Below are 14669 nucleotides of genomic sequence, written 5' to 3' on the forward strand. Positions count from 1 at the left end.
CGTCAGGAAAGAGGGCGTACGGGGCCGCCCCTTTCGAGCCCCTGACAGCGATGCCCGCTGCTGCAAAGTCAGGTTCGGTCAAGGCCGGTGGTCGTCTGCTGGATGAGGTGGTCGACGACGTCTTTGTGACTGTGGCGGTGGCGGTAGGCGGTGCGTTGGCGGTCGGCCCCGTTGCCTTGTGCAGCGAGATGGCGGCGGGCCGCGTGGACGCGCGTGCGGTCGTCGGGAGGCAGGGCGCTGAGGGCGGTGTGCCAGAGCTGGTCCTGGTAGCGGGCGGCGGGCTGGAGCCGACCGGTGGAGAGGTCGACGCTCTGGCCGCGGACACCGTCGCGGGCGGCGCGCCAGTGCGCGGCCCGAAGCATTTCAGGGTGCGGCCGGGGAGCGGCCTGGCTGTCGCGTACGGCGACAAGGGCCGCGGCAGTGAGGCCCTTTACCGCGGCGGCCAGCAAGAGGGTGTCGTCGAGTGTGGGAGCGGCGTCGGCGGCGCGGACTTCCAGGGTCGGCACGTGATGGGAGGGGCGGATGTCCCAGTACACACCGGCACGGTCCAAGAGGGTGTGGCTGGTGATGAGTCGGCCGACGAGATCCTCGTAGTGGGCGGCGGACTCGAAGTAGGGCGGCGGGCCGGCCACGGGCCAGCGTCCCCAGGTCAAGGTCCGCCAGCTGTCATAGCCGGTGTCCTGGCCGCCCCAGAAAGGTGAGTTGCCGCTCAGCGCGATCAGCGCCGCCAGCCAGGGCCGCAGGTGATTGCTGACCGAGAGCGCGGTGGCCAGGTCAGGGATCTCCACGTGGATGTGGCAGGCGCACACGGTCTGCTCGTCGTCCAAAGCGCGGAAGGTGGCCAGGCTCTGCGCGTACCGGGCACCCTCCGACACCGGCGGGGGAGTGTGCTGGCCCAGGACGGGTGTTCCGCTGGAGACGATGCGCAGCCCCAGGCGGGCGGCGGCGCATGCGACGGCGTGGCGGATGTGGCGCAAGTCCTCTTCAAGAGCGGTGAGGCTGGTGTGGGGGTGGGTGCGGACCTCGACCTGGTAGCGGGTCAGTTCGGTGGTGACTCTGGCCCCGAGTTCTGCGGCCGCCTCGGCGACGACTTTGTCCGCGCGCGTGCTGAGCTGCCGGGAGACCGGGTCGACCACCAGGTACTCCTCCTCCACGCCGACTCGCACCACGGGTGGACCGCCGATGCGCCGCGAGGACGGGACGTTGCATGCCGGTGAAGGGGGCAGGGCGGGGGTGGGCGTCCACTTTTCGCTCTCCATGGCCACCAGGGTGTCACTTACAGTAATCCTGCCGGGTGTGTTGGCTGGAACGAGCCGATATGAGGCCGCAGCCCGGGGTCCTCCACCTGGCGGGGCCTGGTCGGCCCGACCGCCGCCGCGCTCCTCGCCCGCCGCGGGGCGAGCCGACCTCCTCGAACGCGACCGACTCTCCCGCCATCACGTCGGGGAATCCGGCGGACCCGGGCGAGGCCACGTCGCAGGTGCCGCCTCACCGGCCACCGCACGCGTGGGACCGGGTACTTCGTCGACCATCGGCTGCGCGTTTTGGTCGGGCTCGCGGGGTACTCGCGGGGAACGGCGTGCCGAGGCGAAGGATGCCTCGCGGCCGTGGACGACGTACCGGCGGCCCATCGGGTCCGCGCCTCGTGCATCCCTCGCAGCCCGTCCCCAACTGAGCAGGCCGATCATGGAAGAAATCGAACTTTCGCAGCGAGAGCAGAACACCCTCGACGACATCGAGGCCCGGTTGCGGCGTGATCGCCGGTTCGATCGGGCCATGGCCGGGAGCCTTCGCAGGCGCCGTCGTTCCCGGCTGCCCGCCCTGGTGACAGCCCTGGCCTTCGTGTCGCTGGGGCTCCTCATCGGTGGAATCCGCACGTCCGACCCCGCCGTCATTTGGGCGTTCGCCGGGGTCTGGCCACTCACCCTGGTGGGGGCGTGCTGTCTGTTGTGTCGCTGGGCCGCGGGTTCGAGGCACGACGGTCCCAGGAAGCCGCTGCTCTGAGCGCGGTGTTGGCGGGGCCCGGGCCACGAGGTGCTGGTTCCAGGTGCGCGTCCGATTGCGGGCCGATGCGCGGCCGCACATGGTGAAAAGGCAGCCCGAACATCACTGAATCCAAGGAGTGGTCATGCCTCGCGGGTCGAGTTCCAAGCGGGAACGGCAGTACGAGCACATCAAGGAGAGCGCCGAGGAGCGGGGCGCGTCCACGAAGCGGGCGAAGGAGCTCGCTTCGCGGACCGTCAACAAGGAGCGAGCCCGGTCCGGCGAGTCGAAGACGTCGAGCAAGACGTCGACGCAGGACAGGAAATCGGCGTCTCAACGTGGGGGCGAGCGTTCGCACAGCGGCTCTCAGGGACCGACGAAGGACCAGCTCTACGAGGAGGCCAAGAAGCGGACCATCGAGGGGCGCTCGTCGATGAACAAGCAGGAACTGCGCAAGGCGCTCGGGCGCTGAACCCAGGCCGTTCGTCCGGGCTCTGGTGTGCGGTCACGGTGGGACGGGCGGTTTCGGACGCGGCCCCCGGGCGGGTCAGGGCCTGTTCGGGCGGGGCTCGCCCAGGCGGCGCCCCGCGCGGTCGCCGAGCGTGGTGACCCACCGGGGGAGCCACGACCGCTCTGCAGCCCGGGAGCCGACGTCATGGCGCGGCTCTTCGCCTGCCTCGGGCAGGGCGCGGGCCGTTGCGGCCAGCAGGCGTGCTGTGGCGACCGGCGCCAGGCCTTGCATCCGTACGGCCACTTTGGCGGCCGGGGTGAGGACGAGCTCTGGGCGGCGGCGCTCGGCCGCGCGCACGATGGCCCTGGCTGCCCGGCCCGCGTCCATGGACAGCACGGGAAGGGAAGCCGCCGCCGCGAACCAGCCGTACTCGGCGCCCGGGCGGCCGGAAAAACGCGCCGCCGTGTGGGACCCGGTCCTCATCAACCCCGGGAACACGGTGGTCACGCTGACCCCCGAGCCCGCGAGTTCAGCCCGCAGCCCCGAGGAGAAGCCCGCGTGGGCGAACTTGGCCGAGACGTAGGGCAGCAGATGCGGAGCGGCGATCCGGCCGCCGATCGAGGAGATACTCACGAGCGTCCCGGCGTCGCCGCGCAGATCCGGCAGGGCCGCGAGGGCGAGACGCATCGGAGAGAAGAACATGGTCTCCATCGCCAGACGGAATTCCTCCTCGTGGAAGGCGTCAAGGGGGCCCACCTGGATGATGCCTGCGTTGTTGACGAGGATGTCCAACGTGCCGAAGCGCTCGTGGACCGCCTCCATCAACAACTGCGGCGCGCCGGGCTCGGTGATGTCGCACGCGAGCGTCGACACCTCGGCACCGTGCGCGCGCAGCTTCCGTTCGGCGGTGGCCAGGCCTTCGGCGCCCCGGGCGCAGAGCATGACACGACAGCCACGCCGGGTGAGCTCGCGGGCGATGAGGAGGCCGAGGCCGCGTGAGGATCCCGTGACCAGTGCGGTGCGGCCATCGAAGCGGTTCGGTCGTGGCGTCAACGTCTACTCCAGGGTGAGACGTGGGGTGCACCATCGGTACCCCGTACCAGGTGCCCCCTGACGACCCTCTTATGCGGCTGTACCCCGGTCCGCTCTGCCCTGCCCGCCCTCCTCCGCACCGCCCTGCCCGGCGGTTCGTTCTGTCAGCGCCGCCGCTCGACGATCTCTGGGCTCATGCTGTGGCGCGACAACGGGGGCGGTCGCGCCGCCCCGGCAACCATGGCCCTCAGGCGCGCGTCGGACAGGGCATGGAACGTGGATGGCTCTTCTTGTTCACCCTGGTTTGCCCGTCGTGGGATCGCGCACGTGACCAGGCTCGGCCGCCTTGCTTAAGGCTGACCCCGCTTGGGTCGTCTGGGCGTTCGGCGTGAACTTTGCCGGGTCCGCCGTTCCGTCTACTGTTCGACCGGTCGTCTCTGCCGTCCACACCGCTGCTCGCGCATAACGGCCCAGGTGGCGTGGGGCGCGTCACGATGGGCATCCGTACTTCGCACGCCGCCCCACGGAAAGGGAATCCGGTGTCTGAACTCGCGTCGCGCATGGGCAGAAGGCGTAGCCGTGCTACTGCCTCGTGCAAGGCGCTGGGCAGGGATCTGCGGGCTACCGCGGTGGCGGTGTGGAACGACAACGTGTCCGACTTCGCGGCGGCGCTGACCTATTACGCCGTGCTCGCGCTGGTACCGGCGTTGCTGGTCGCTGTCTCGGTGATCGGTCTGGCGGCTCCGCAGGCGACGGGCCGCCTGATCGACGACCTCACCTCCTACGCTCCCGCTCAGTCGGCCGTCGCCCTGCGCGGCGCGCTGCGCGAGATGACGACTGCCCAGTCCGCGGTGTGGCTGCTGGTGGCCACGGGCACCGTCAGCGCGCTGTGGTCGGCGACCAGCTATCTGGCCGTCTTCCGCCGGGCTCTGCACTCCATGCACCACCTGCCGGACAACCGCCCCGCCCTGCGCACCGCCCACACCATCGTGGCCACCGCAGTGGTCCTGCTCGCTCTGCTCCTGACCGGTTCGGCCGCGATCGTCGTCTCGGGGCCGCTGGACCGCCGAGCGGCGGCCCTGCTCGGGCTGGACAGCCTGGGTACGTGGCCGATGCTGCGCTGGCCGATCATGCTGGGCGTGGTCACGGTCCTGGTACTCGTCCTGTTCCGTACCGGACCCCGTGAGGCGCGGGGTGTGCGCCGGGGCTTGCCGGGCGGCCTGCTGGCGGTGCTGCTGTGGTTCGCGGCGTCGGCCGGTTTCGCCCTCTACGCCGGTCACTTCGCCTCCTACACCCGCCTCTACGGCTCACTGGCGGGCATCGTCGTCTTCCTCGTCTGGCTCTGGTTCACCAACCTCTCGCTCCTTGCGGGAGCACAGTTCAACGCGGTCCGCGGCCGCCCCGCGCGTGGCAAGGCGACGCCACCTACGGGCGCGGCGCGGGAAAAGACACCGAAGCCGTGAGGAGATTTTCCGCGGCACGGAACACGCCGTCGCAACCGAGCAACCCGGCGCCGCTCGGCTGAAGGCCGTAAGGCAGGCGACCGCCTGACAGACCCCGCTCCTAGGCTGTCGCTGAGATCCGATCAAGGAGCAGGGCAACATGCGAATAGAGCGTCACCAGGTGGGCGGGGCCGCCGTGTCGGCAGCGTGCGAGGACTTCCCGAACCGCATCGGGGGCAAGGTGCACTCCCTGTCGAGAGCCGACCGGATGACCACCTATGCATGGCGGATGATCGCCGAGGAGTTCCTGGACTACCTGGGTGCCCTCTCCGTCGAGACACCCGACCTGGACACCCCGGAGGCGAAGGCCGTCCTCAAGGATGCGTGCGAGGCCGCGGTCGGCGCCGTCGCCTACGCCGCGTACCACCCGCACTGTGGCTTCCAGGTCTTCCTGGAGTACGTGAACTTCGGCATGGGGTACGACCCGGGTGAGGACGGCCCCGTGGAGAGCATCGCACCCGGGGAGTGGATCGACGCGCTCTGCCTGGCGGTCCTGCGGGACAAGGCCACGTGGCACGGTGAGGCATTCCACTTCGCCCGCGAGAAGTTCGTCGCGCAGGCCAAGGGCACGCCCGGCGGTGAACTCGCCACCGGATTGACGGCCGTGGTCCTGGACTACACCGGTGACGACGAGGAATACCCGCCGAGCGCCCGCGCCAAGCTCGCCGTCGTCGACGCCGCCCTGGACCGCGTCCGCGCCGGCGCCGCACAGACGGGAATGCCCCTGCTGGAGCGGCCGGACGGCGTGGCGCTGCACGCGTTGCGCGCCTTGGTCGTCGAGGACCGGAAGGCTTTCGAAGCCGCTCTCGTCGACCTCCTGGTCATGCACAGCACCTCGCATGGTCCGGCGGCTTCGCCGAGGTCGCTCTTGCCGCTCGTCCCCATCGCCCTTGCCGGGCTCGCGTACCGGACGCTGGGCTGGGAACCCACGGTCCGCACCGGCTACCTCCCCCATGCGCTGATCACCGGCTTCCAGGGCCGCGCCCCGCGGGTCTCGGGGTTCGGCCGGGACCGGCGCCCGGACGCGGTAGCGGCCCTCGCCGCAGGCCCGCTGGTGGTGGACCGGCCGGACTTCGAGCGGACGGTGAACCCGCGGGTGGAGGCCCTGTACGAGGAACGGATCCGGAGGGCGTTCACCCCCGTTGACGGGCAGCCCCTCTCACTCCGGCAGCTCGGTGGTGTCCTGAGCGACCAGGAACGCCTCTTCAAGTGGCGCGCGGCCGCCCCCGGCGGCGTCAGCGACGCCCAACTGGCGAACCTTCGGCTGGCCTCCCAGGCAGGAGCGGCCCTGTTCCGTGTCGCACTGGGGAAGCCGGGCACCGAGGTCGAGGTGACCATCGACGGCCGTACGCTGCGCTACCCGGCCCAGAGAAACGAGCAGACCGGTGCCGGCAGCTGGCACAAGGCGACTGCTCTCGCCCTGATCACCGGTGTACGCGAGGACCTCGCCCCGCTCGTCCTGATCGGGCCCGCCCCCGCCCGGCCGGAGGGCTGCGCCTTCACCGCGTACCGCGAAGCCCTGCACGCCTACTTGACGGGCAGTGACCCCGAAGCGACCGCGCAGCGCGCGTTGCACGAGGCCGAGAAGGCCCCGGACTGGGGCGGCGTGCTGCCGCCGGCCGTGCTGCTGTCACAGCTCGTCGACGGTGACGAGGAGAGTTTCAACCTCGCCCTGGCCGACGCGCTCGAAGCCCATCGCGCCTACTACCAGGTCGCTGACCGCGCCGATGGTCCGGATGCCTCCGTCGACCTCGACGTGCTCGCCCTGGCCTGCCACGCCCGCCGCCGCGGCTGGGCGATCCGCGTGGAGTCCCCCTACCTTCCGCAGGAACTCCTTCAGGCAGCCGAACCCCTCTAGGGCGAGCGTCAGGGCGGCACGTGTCTGTCGGCCACTCGGGCCGCGTGGCCGACGCCGATGACGTGGGTGAACGAACTCTTGACAGGTGCATGGGCCATTGCGAGGCTGTCAGCGGCCAACTGCCCTGTGATCTCCAGCAAGTCTCGCGTACGACCCAGCTCTCCGGCCGGGACCCCCGGCCGGTCGTGGTTCCGTGTGTCCTTGATATGTCAGGAGGAAGCGATGAACGCTGTTGCGGTGCAGGACCCCCAGAGCGCGGCGCCGGTCGGCGACGACGTGCTCGACCTGGTGATCGGCGATCTGGAGCAGGAGCTCGTGCAGAGCCCGGCGGCTGACGCCCCGCAGGCCAGCACCTGTATACGGGTCTACTGCATCATCGACTGACCGTCACACGACAGCACGGGCGGAGCCCTGGGAACGACGGCCCGCCCGTGCCTTTCGGCCAGGGCCGGGCACGGACGGGTGGGGGATGCGGTGCCGGACGTCTTGTGGGAGCTGCCTGCCCAGGGCGCGGCGAGCGCGCCGGAGGCGGAGCGGAACCGTCAACTCCCCAACGGCGTACGGAAAGTAGTGGACTCCCTCGGCGACGGAGGCGCCCAGGGGATGTTCCCGCCCGTCGTGACGGACGGGCCGGAGGGAACCGTGGTCGTCCTGCGGCACCTGGGCGGCGCGGCAGAGGCCGAGGCGCTCGCCAACGCGCTGACCGACGCCCGCTTCGCGCCCTTCACCGCGGCCCTGGAGCGGCTCGACGCGTGGTGCCTGCGGGCCGCGCCCCGCTGGGCGGGACTGATCGCACCCGGGGTGCTCGACGTGACCCATGGCGACCTGTTCGGCCCCCTCAGCACGGAAGTCTTCGAAGCCTGCCTGACCCTGGGCAAGCGGCGGGCCGCCGACTTCGCGGCCCTGCGCGTCGCTCAGTACGAGCGCTTCCTCGACCTCTTTCTGACCCGCCTCGACCACGACCTGGCGGCGGGGCTGCCCGATGTGCCAGGGCTCGACGGCCCGGTGAGCGGGCTATGGGCCCAGGGCGACGAGACGCACCATGGCGGCGGGCGGGTCCTTCGGGTGGAGTTCACCGGGGGCGGGCGCCTGGCCTACAAGCCTCGGCCCGCTTCGGGCGAGGTGCTGTTCCTGGCCGACGGCGCCGAAGGCGCCCCCGCCGATTCGGTGTTCGCGCTGCTCAACAGTCTGCCGGCGGCTTCCGGGCCGGTCCGGCTCCCGGTGCTGCGATGCCGGATGGGTCAGGGCCCCGACGGGGCGGACTACAGCTGGCACGAGTGGATCGAACCGCCCCGGTCCATCGGCATCCTGCGCACCGGCCAGGAACTCGCCCTGCGGGGAACGGTGTTGGAACCGGCGGCGGCCCGGCGCTTTTGGCACCGGGCCGGTGCGCTCGCGGCGGCTGGCTTCGCGTTCGGGATGGCCGACCTCATCGGACCCAATCTGCCCGCCGGGACGCGGCCGGGGGACGACGGGCCGCTGCTGTACCCGGTGGACCTCGAGGTGTACTTCACCGACTCGGACCACCTGTCCGCCACCGGCCTCGTGCAGGATCCGGCCGGCGGCCCGCACCATGTGGGCCTGGAGAGCGTGCCCCGCTGGTGCGACCTGGACGGGCCGCCCACCTGCTGGACCGTGGGAAACGACGGAGTGCTGCGACTGGCACGCCGGACCCGGCCCGTGGCGCGTACCTGGACGCGGTCGGTGGTCGCGGACACCGCAGGACGCGTCGGCTACGGGCCGTACCTGGACGCCATGCTGCGCGGCATGTTCGACGCCTGGACCCTGATGTGCCGCAACCGTGAGCGCATCGCCCAGTTCGTCGCGGAGCGCGCCCCGGGCCATGTCGTACGCGTCCTCGCCCGGCCCACCCGGGAGTATGCCGACGCCCTCACCGCGGACCACGACGACGTCGCCTCCGCCTTCGCCCCGGACGAACGGGCGCAGTTGGCGCGGGGTGATGTGCCGTATTTCTTCCGCACGGCCGACGGAGGACCGCTGCAAGCGCTCCGCAAGCCGGGCGGGCGCGCCGTGGACGCCGAGTTGCCGGGGCCCGCCGTCGGCCGGACGCCGACGGCTGCCGTGCGCGAGGGGCGCAGGCTCGACCTGGCCCGGCTCGGCCTCGCGCTGCGCGGCGCCGTGGAGCACGTCTTCGCCGACCTGGCCGGGCCGGACGTCTGCCTGCACGGGGACGGCGTACGGATCGCCCTGCACGGCCCGCACCGCGGCGAGGTGTCGTTCGACTGGGCCGGGACGGGGCGGCGGATCACTTACGCCTGGGACGAGACCAGACTCCGTCTGCGCATAGACGAGATGAGCGAGGCCGATGAGCCGGGCGGGTCGCGCGCGGATGCCGCGCGAGCGGGCGACGGCATCCGGGCGCGGCTGCTGCGCCTCGGCCGGGTGGACGCGGCCCTGCGCGCCCCGTGGGCCGCTGGAGGCTTCACGGACGCCCAACTGGAAGAGAGGCTGCGGCGGTTGACCGACGCCGCGGCGGACTGGCTCGACGGCGTGATCACGGAACACGGCTGGCCGGGGCGGCGGCTCGTGGGCCCCGAAGCCTCGGCCATCGCCGGCGCACTGGTCCAGCACGTCGAGGACCGGACCGATTTCCAGCGGCGCTGCCTGCGGCTCGTCGAGCTGGCCGCGGCGGACGGCGATGTCCCGTTGAGTGAGGTGGCGTATGTGACCGACGCACTGCGCCTGGCGGAGGGGCGGGAGCAGGTGTACGGGACGAAGTTCCGCAGGGTGGCGGGGGAATTGGTGCCCTGCCCCATCGAGGACGCGTCCCACGTGGACGCACGCCGGGCTCGCGTGGGCCTGGGGCCGCTGGAGAAGTATGCCGCGCGGTTGCGCGGGCGCTTCGCGAACGCCGACGGGGTGTCGGTGTGCGGGACACGGAAGGACAGCGCCACGTGACCTGGGACGTATTCGCCGCACAGTACTGGGGACGGCGGCCGGCGCGGCTGACGGCTCCCGCGCCTCTGGACGCCGCGCGGGCCCACGAGCTGGTCGTCGAGTCGGCCGAGCCGTTCCGCGCGGGAACCCTCTACCGGGCGCTGCCGAAGGTCCGCCTGCACACCTCGCGCGGGTGGCTGGGCGCCCCCGGACGGCTGCTGCCCGACGCCGACGACGAGAGCGCACAGCAGTACCTGGCCCGCGTGGGCGGGGAGTTGACCGTCCCCGGACTCCTGTTGAGCGTGCTCCAGCCCCTGCACCTGGATCACCGTGTGTGGACGGCGGTGCGGGACGAGCTGGCCGGGCTGTGGCGCGCCGTCGGCTGGCCGTGCCTGCCCGTGGAGTCCGAGCTGACCGAGGCGGAGCACTTCACCTGGGACCGGGGCATGGGCGCAGCCTCCGAGCACGCGGTCCTCATCTGGGTCCTCGAAGGGGCCATGGAGGTGGAACTGTGGCCGGAGGCGGGAGGCGAGTCCGTCGAACTGGCCGCTGCCGCAGGTGAGTTGCTGTACTGGCCGGAGGGGTACCGCAGCCGGGAGCGGCACGCGCAGCGGTGTGTGACGCTGCGCGTCCGGGTGCCCCGGGCGCGGCGCCTGGTCACGGCGGCGGTCAGAACCCTGCTCGCGGACGCCGTGCACGACCGCTTGGGCCACGACGGCGCGGTGCCTCTCCTGCCGTTCCCCGCGCCCACCCGGCCCGACGGCCCGACGCTTGTCGCGCCCGAACTCGCGCGGGTCGGCGAGGCTGCCGGAGCGGCCCTGGCCGAGGGAGGTCCGGCCCGCGCGCTCCGGGCGCGCTGGGCCGCCCTGCGCTCGGCGGCCGGGCTCGACCCCGCTCCGCCACCCCGCCCCAGCTCCCCTCCGGCATCCGAGCGGCGCTTCAAGGTGGTGGGCGAGATCGTACGGATACCCGACGGGCCGGGCCGGTGGTTCTGGGCCGCGGACGGACATGCCTTTCCCGTGGGCGGCGCGGCGGGGGAGCGGATCGCCGAACAGCTCATCTTGGGAAGGGAGTTGACCGTGGCCGAACTGTGCCGCGCGATCGGCGCGGACGAGCACAACGCTGCCGTGCCCGCTCTCCTCGCCAAGCTGGCGGGGCTGCGGGCGGTCGAGGTGCTGGGCGAACGGGGGCAGGAATGACGGGCACGGAGCTGCACCAGAACCACAAGGTGAGCGTTGAACAGCGCTTCGACTGGGCCGAGTTCGTCGCGCGGTACTGGGACCGGCGGCCGGTGCTCTACAAGTCCGTCCGTCCGGCCCCCTTCCAGGAGGACGAGGTCTTCCAGGCCGCGTTGCGGGCCACCCGCGCCCCCGACCCGCATCTCATCCCGTCCCACACCCAGTTCGCGGTCGGCCGATTGCAGCAGACGTCCCCTGGGCAGTGGCTGCCGCGTGCGGCGGACGCCACGTTCAGGGGCTACGCGAAACGCCTGACCACTTCAGCCGACGAGGTCCGTGAGGACGGATACGCGCTGATCGTGCACGCCTTCCACGGCTTCCATGCCGCGCAGTGGGAACGCGAGCGGGCGTTCCTCGCAGGCCTGTGGGAACAGGTGGGCCTGCCCACCACGGGGGCGATCACCACCCTCTTCCACGGCACGTACGAACACACACCGGTCGGCGTGCACAAGGACCGCTTCGCCACCTTCCTCTTCGCGTTGCAGGGCCGCAAACGGATGCGGTTCTGGACCCACCGCCCCTGGACACACGCGGCGACCACGGTCCTCGACTACGAGCCCTACCTGGCCGCGTCGTTCACCGCCGAGGTGGAGCCCGGCGACCTCCTGTACTGGCCCGCAAGCCACTACCACGTCGGCGAGAGCGTGGGGAGGTCGATGGCGACCAGCGTCAACGTCGGAGTGCCCCGGGAGAACCACCGTGCCGTGTACGACCTCGACGACCTGCTCGTCGAGCATGACGCCCGCTCCCTGATGGACCCCGACGCCGGACTCGCGCGGCTGTCCGCCGCCGCGGCACCCCTGTCGGTCCCCGATCCGGCGAGCGTCGGACTGCCGCCCGTCTTCGAACAGGCCCTCGTGGAATTCGGCACGTACACCGAGGCGTCGCGCATGCGGGACCGGGCCGTGGTGCAGTCCCTGCGGACCTGGACGGCCGGCGGTCTGCGCCCTGCCCCGCCACCCGAGCAGCCGCACCCCCTGAGCGACGAGGTCGTCGTGCGAGCCACCGCACCCGTGCTGTGGGGCGAGAGCGAGGGGGCGCGGGTGTGCGCGGTCAACGGCCATGCGGTGACGACCGCCCTGGACGCGGAGTGCGTGCGCCGCATGCTGCGCCTCCTGGACGGTCCGGGCGTCGCGGTGCGGGACCTGCTCGCCGCCCTTCCGGAGGACTCCGTCACGACGGGCACCGATGAGACGCTGCCCGCGAGCCGGCCGGGCGCCCGCCGCCTCCTGGAGATTCTGGAGAGCTTCCGTGGAGTCGCCCGGCTGTGATCCCAGGGCCTCGCCCACGCTTCGTCCTCGTCGCCCGGGACAGGGCTCGGGCGGTGGAGCGTCGCGGAGGCATCCTCGGGCTTCCGTTTCCCGGCGCGATCATCCGCTTGATCTCAACTGTGGTCGAGGTTGCACCATGGCCCACATGACCACGGAATCCACGGCGTACGCCGCCGACATCGAAGCCGTCAAAGAGATCGTCGCCGCCGTCGAGCGCTCCCAGCGGCGCAAGGACCCCGACGCGTTCCTCGCCCTCTTTCACCCCGACGCGGTCTGGACGACGGCCCACGGCAAGATTCTCGTCGGCCTCGACGCGATTTCGGAGTTCACCCGCGGCGTGCTCCCCGCGGCCAACTGGGACGGCAAGGTCAGCTACGAGGTCGTCCATGTGCTCTTCATCCGCCCCGATGTCGCGGCGATCAAGGTTCGTCAGCGCTACCTGAGCCCGGACGAGGAGAGCGAGGGAGCGCCGCTGTATGTGATGGCCAAGCAGGACGACGGCCGCTGGCTGCTGGCCGCCTGTCAGAACACGGCGGTCGTCGCCGACTGATTGATGCGGAAGCAGGGGTCGGGCCGCGAGGTCAGCTGATGCGCTTCGACCGGGCCGGTGTGCGTGCGACGAGCACGGCGATGTCGTCGGTGTGATCGCTGGCCATGCCGGCGAGGAGTTCGTCGCAGAACGTGTCGACGTCTTCGCGTGCGAGGGCGGCCGCATGCTGGCGAAGGCGGGTCATCCCGTGGGCGAGGTCCTCGCCGCGGCGCTCGATGAGCCCGTCGGTGTACATGAGAACGGTGCAACGGGGCGGCAGCATTTCGGCGGCGTCGGTGCGCGGGAGAGCCGCGTCGACACCGAGGAGGAGGCCGCGGCCTCCTCGGAGGAAGCGCGTGTCGCCCTCACGGGTGATCAGCAGGGGCGGCGGGTGTCCGGCACTGGAGTAGGTGATCGTCCAGCTGGCGTCGTCGTCCTGGTCGAGGAGGGCGTACAGACACGTGGCCGTGGCATGCGGATAGAGCGACTGGTGCGCGAGGTCGAGGCGGCGGAGGATGTGCCCGGGGGGTTCTTGGCGGTCGCAGCCGATCCCGCGGAGCATGTTGCGCAGCTGGCTCATGGTGATCGCGGCGCGCAGGTCATGACCGGTGACGTCGCCCATGATCATGGTGGTGCTGCCGTTGGGCAGAAGGAAGCTGTCGTACCAGTCGCCGCCGACTTCGGCGGTGCTGGCGGCGGGCGCGTAGCGGGCGGCCATCTGCAGCGGACCGGTCTGGGGAAGGGTGGGCAGGAGGGAGCGCTGGAGGCGTTCGGCGATGTGCTGGGTCTCGCGGTGCAGCCGCGCGTTGTCCACGCCCAGAGCGATGCGGTGCGTCAGATCCTCGACCATCGCGAGATCGTCTGAGGTGAGAGGGGCTCGGTCGGCGGAGCGGCCGATGGTCAGGGCGCCGAGGACTTGCCGTCGGGCCCGTACGGGGGCGACGACGGCCGTGTGGGTGCCGAGCTGGTCGAACAGCTGGAGCTGGCGGGCGTGCAGCGGGTCGGCGGCCTTGTCGGGGCTCGGGATGTCGGCTGCGGTCAGCAGCAGAGGGCCGGCGCCGATGAGCACGCGCGCCAGCGGGCCGACGGGTTCTTCCGGGAGATTGGGGAGCAGCCCGGTCAAGCCGCCGACGGGCAGCAGGCCAGGATCACGATGGACGACGCTGACCCGCCGGGGCCGGCCGTCGTCGTCCAGCAGGTCGACCGCGCACCAGTCCGCCAATTGGGGCACGAGGATGCGGCACACCCGTTGGACCGCGGCGTGGGAGTCGAGCGTGCTGGTCATGGCCATGGTGGTTTCGGCCAGGAGCGTCAGCCGATCCAGGGCTCGTTGGACCACTTGGTCGATGTCGAAATCGTCCATGTCTCCTCCCTCCGGTCAGGCCCACGAAGAAGGACCGCACACCCCTACGCCTTCCCCGCCACACGCCGATCTGTACCAGCAACGGTGGGTCGCCGCCTTCGGCCACACCGGTCGGCAGGGCCGGGCCACCAGGACCGACCACACCCGCGAGGGGTTTGAGCCCCCATCGGCGGGGCCCGAGCACCCTCGCACTGATCTCCCCATCGTCCCTCGAAGGGAGAATGGCGGAGCTTCCCCTTGGGCTGGAACCCTGAGGCCGCAGCTATTTGCGTCGAAGGGAAAATGCTCATGTCGGTCGAGGCAGGCCCCGAGAACCGTGCGCAGCAGAGTCTCGGCACAGCCGCCGCGCGCAACCTGACGTCCACTACCAAGTCCGTGCCGCAGATGCAGGAGATCACCTCCCGTTGGCTGCTGCGCATGCTGCCTTGGGTCCAGGTCCAGGGCGGCACGTACCGGGTGAACCGCCGGCTCAGCTATTCGGTGGGGGACGGGAGGATCACCTTCGTCCAGACCGGCGAGCGGGTGGCCGTCATCCCGGCCGAGC

General features: G+C 71.5%; 12 protein-coding genes and 1 pseudogene. 10 read left to right on the top strand and 3 right to left on the bottom strand.

Going from position 1 to position 14669, the window contains the following annotated elements; all coding sequences use genetic code 11:
* Nucleotides 1-68: 68 nt before the first annotated feature.
* Nucleotides 69-1259: a glutamate--cysteine ligase gene (locus tag DT019_RS30775; protein ID WP_114040239.1), complete on the bottom strand. Its 1191-nt coding sequence runs from the start codon at nt 1257-1259 to the stop codon at nt 69-71.
* Nucleotides 1260-1686: 427 nt separating this feature from the next.
* Between DT019_RS30775 and DT019_RS30780 the strand changes: the two genes are divergently transcribed.
* Nucleotides 1687-2004, top strand: coding sequence for a DUF3040 domain-containing protein (locus tag DT019_RS30780; protein WP_114040240.1), 318 nt, complete (start codon nt 1687-1689; stop codon nt 2002-2004).
* A gap of 124 nt (nt 2005-2128) precedes the next feature.
* A complete protein-coding gene (locus DT019_RS30785) occupies nt 2129-2455 on the top strand; it encodes a plasmid stabilization protein (RefSeq protein ID WP_114040241.1) in 327 nt (108 codons plus the stop codon).
* Nucleotides 2456-2530: 75 nt separating this feature from the next.
* On the opposite strand, the gene DT019_RS30790 is transcribed toward DT019_RS30785, so the two are convergent.
* Complete coding sequence (locus DT019_RS30790; RefSeq protein ID WP_114040242.1) at nt 2531-3487, bottom strand: SDR family NAD(P)-dependent oxidoreductase; 957 nt, start codon at nt 3485-3487, stop codon at nt 2531-2533.
* A gap of 539 nt (nt 3488-4026) precedes the next feature.
* On the opposite strand from DT019_RS30790, the gene DT019_RS30795 reads away from it, so the two are divergent.
* From DT019_RS30795 to DT019_RS30820, 7 genes are all read left to right on the top strand, one after another.
* Complete coding sequence (locus tag DT019_RS30795; protein ID WP_114040243.1) at nt 4027-4929, top strand: YihY/virulence factor BrkB family protein; 903 nt, start codon at nt 4027-4029, stop codon at nt 4927-4929.
* A gap of 139 nt (nt 4930-5068) precedes the next feature.
* On the top strand, nt 5069-6826 hold the full coding sequence (locus DT019_RS30800) for an immunity 49 family protein (protein ID WP_189390077.1): 1758 nt from the start codon (nt 5069-5071) through the stop codon (nt 6824-6826).
* Between the two features lie 222 nt (nt 6827-7048).
* The gene (locus DT019_RS39870; RefSeq protein ID WP_189390079.1) at nt 7049-7210 is read left to right on the top strand and encodes a hypothetical protein; all 162 of its coding nucleotides are present in this window, start codon (nt 7049-7051) and stop codon (nt 7208-7210) included.
* 90 nt (nt 7211-7300) lie between these two features.
* The gene (locus tag DT019_RS30805; RefSeq protein ID WP_223279847.1) at nt 7301-9745 is read left to right on the top strand and encodes a type 2 lantipeptide synthetase LanM; all 2445 of its coding nucleotides are present in this window, start codon (nt 7301-7303) and stop codon (nt 9743-9745) included.
* A complete protein-coding gene (locus DT019_RS30810; RefSeq protein WP_114040245.1) occupies nt 9742-10923 on the top strand; it encodes a hypothetical protein in 1182 nt (393 codons plus the stop codon). Before DT019_RS30805 ends, DT019_RS30810 begins: the two co-directional genes overlap by 4 nt.
* Nucleotides 10920-12233 (top strand): JmjC domain-containing protein, encoded by a 1314-nt coding sequence (locus tag DT019_RS30815; RefSeq protein ID WP_114040246.1) that lies wholly within the window; start codon nt 10920-10922, stop codon nt 12231-12233. The genes DT019_RS30810 and DT019_RS30815 overlap by 4 nt, the downstream gene beginning before the upstream one ends.
* A 136-nt stretch (nt 12234-12369) precedes the next feature.
* On the top strand, nt 12370-12783 hold the full coding sequence (locus DT019_RS30820) for an SgcJ/EcaC family oxidoreductase (RefSeq protein ID WP_411292752.1): 414 nt from the start codon (nt 12370-12372) through the stop codon (nt 12781-12783).
* 31 nt (nt 12784-12814) lie between these two features.
* On the opposite strand, the gene DT019_RS30825 is transcribed toward DT019_RS30820, so the two are convergent.
* Entirely contained in the window at nt 12815-14125 is a 1311-nt protein-coding gene (locus DT019_RS30825; RefSeq protein WP_114040248.1) for a PP2C family protein-serine/threonine phosphatase, read from the bottom strand.
* Between the two features lie 288 nt (nt 14126-14413).
* On the opposite strand from DT019_RS30825, the pseudogene DT019_RS30830 reads away from it, so the two are divergent.
* A pseudogene (locus DT019_RS30830) lies at nt 14414-14669 on the top strand (Crp/Fnr family transcriptional regulator); the annotation flags it as partial.

This window comes from Streptomyces sp. SDr-06 (genome assembly GCF_003324565.1).
In the GTDB taxonomy this organism is placed as follows: domain Bacteria; phylum Actinomycetota; class Actinomycetes; order Streptomycetales; family Streptomycetaceae; genus Streptomyces.